The sequence below is a fragment of the Streptomyces ossamyceticus genome, assembly GCF_001418475.1.
In the GTDB taxonomy this organism is placed as follows: domain Bacteria; phylum Actinomycetota; class Actinomycetes; order Streptomycetales; family Streptomycetaceae; genus Streptomyces; species Streptomyces ossamyceticus.
In genome coordinates, this window is sequence record NZ_LIQX01000533.1 from 1 (window position 1) to 1,309 (window position 1,309).

General features: G+C 69.4%; 1 protein-coding gene. It reads left to right on the top strand.

The features are described 5' to 3' along the window. Positions 1 to 1,232: N-acetylmuramoyl-L-alanine amidase (locus tag AOK15_RS32150; RefSeq protein ID WP_167738883.1), on the top strand; the 1,232-nt coding region annotated here is incomplete at its 5' end. Positions 1,233 to 1,309: the final 77 nt, after the last annotated feature.

Genomic DNA, 1,309 nt, shown 5'->3' on the forward strand with positions numbered 1-1,309 from the left:
CGAACTCCTCGTACGGCGCCGGGATCCACTCGCACGACACGGTCCTCGGGCACTCGGTGCCTGCCGCCGCGGCGCCGTACGAGGAGTTCGGCGACAAGGACTACGGCAACCACGACCTGGCCGACCGGCCGGCGTCCCAGAGCATCCGGTACATCGTCGTCCACGACACCGAGGCCACCTGGGACACCACGTTGAAGCTGGTCCAGGACCCGACCTATGTGTCCTGGCACTACTCGCTGCGCTCCACGGACGGGCACATCGCCCAGCATGTGAAGAACAAGGACGTGGCCTGGCACGCAGGCAACTGGTACGTCAACGCCAAGTCGATCGGCCTGGAGCACGAGGGCTTCCTCGCCTCGCCGGACGCCTGGTACACGGAGGCGATGTACCGGACGTCGGCACGGCTGGTGAAGTACCTCGCCGCCAAGTACCGCGTTCCGCTGGACCGCCAGCACATCCTCGGCCACGACACCGTGCCCGGCCCGACGACGGCGACGATCCCGGGCATGCACACCGACCCCGGCCCATACTGGGACTGGCAGCACTACTTCGAGCTGCTCGGCCGGCCCTTCGGCCCGACCGCCGGCCGGAACAGCCGTCTCGTCACCATCCTCCCCGACTACGCGGACAACCGGCCCGAGTTCACCGGCTGTGTGAGCGGCGGGCAGCCGTGCGCGGTGCACGGCTCCAGTGCCGTACGCCTGTACAGCGAGCCCGACACGGCCGCGCCCCTCATCAAGGACATCGGTCTGCGGCCCGACGGGAGCCCCTCCACGATCGATGTGAACGACCTCGGTTCACGGGTCTCCACCGGCCAGCAGTACGCGGTCGCCGAGCGGCGTGGCGCGTGGACGGCGATCTGGTACCTCGGGCAGAAGGCGTGGTTCCACAACCCGGCGGCGCAGCCCACGGCGGTCGGAGCGACCGGGCTGGTCGTGACACCCCGGAAGGATCTCGCGGAGGTCCCCGTGTACGGCAGGGCCTACCCGGAGAAGGAGGCCTATCCGACGGACGTCCCGGCCCAGGCGGTGTCGCCGCTGTCGTACAAGCTCCTCAAGGGTCAGCGCTATGTGGTCGGTGACCGGCTGAAGGGCGAGTACTACTACGCGGTCTCCTTCGACACGTCCGGGCACAGGGTCGTGAGGGGGGACGACGTCTACTACGAGATCCAGTTCGGACACCGGGTGGCGTTCGTGCGGGCGGCGGACGTGCGGGTGCTGCCGGCGATCTGAGGGGCGCGTTGTAGCTCGGGGTGGCGGGGTTCGTCGGCGGGTGCGGGTGGTGTGTGGTTGCTCGCGCAGTTCCCCGC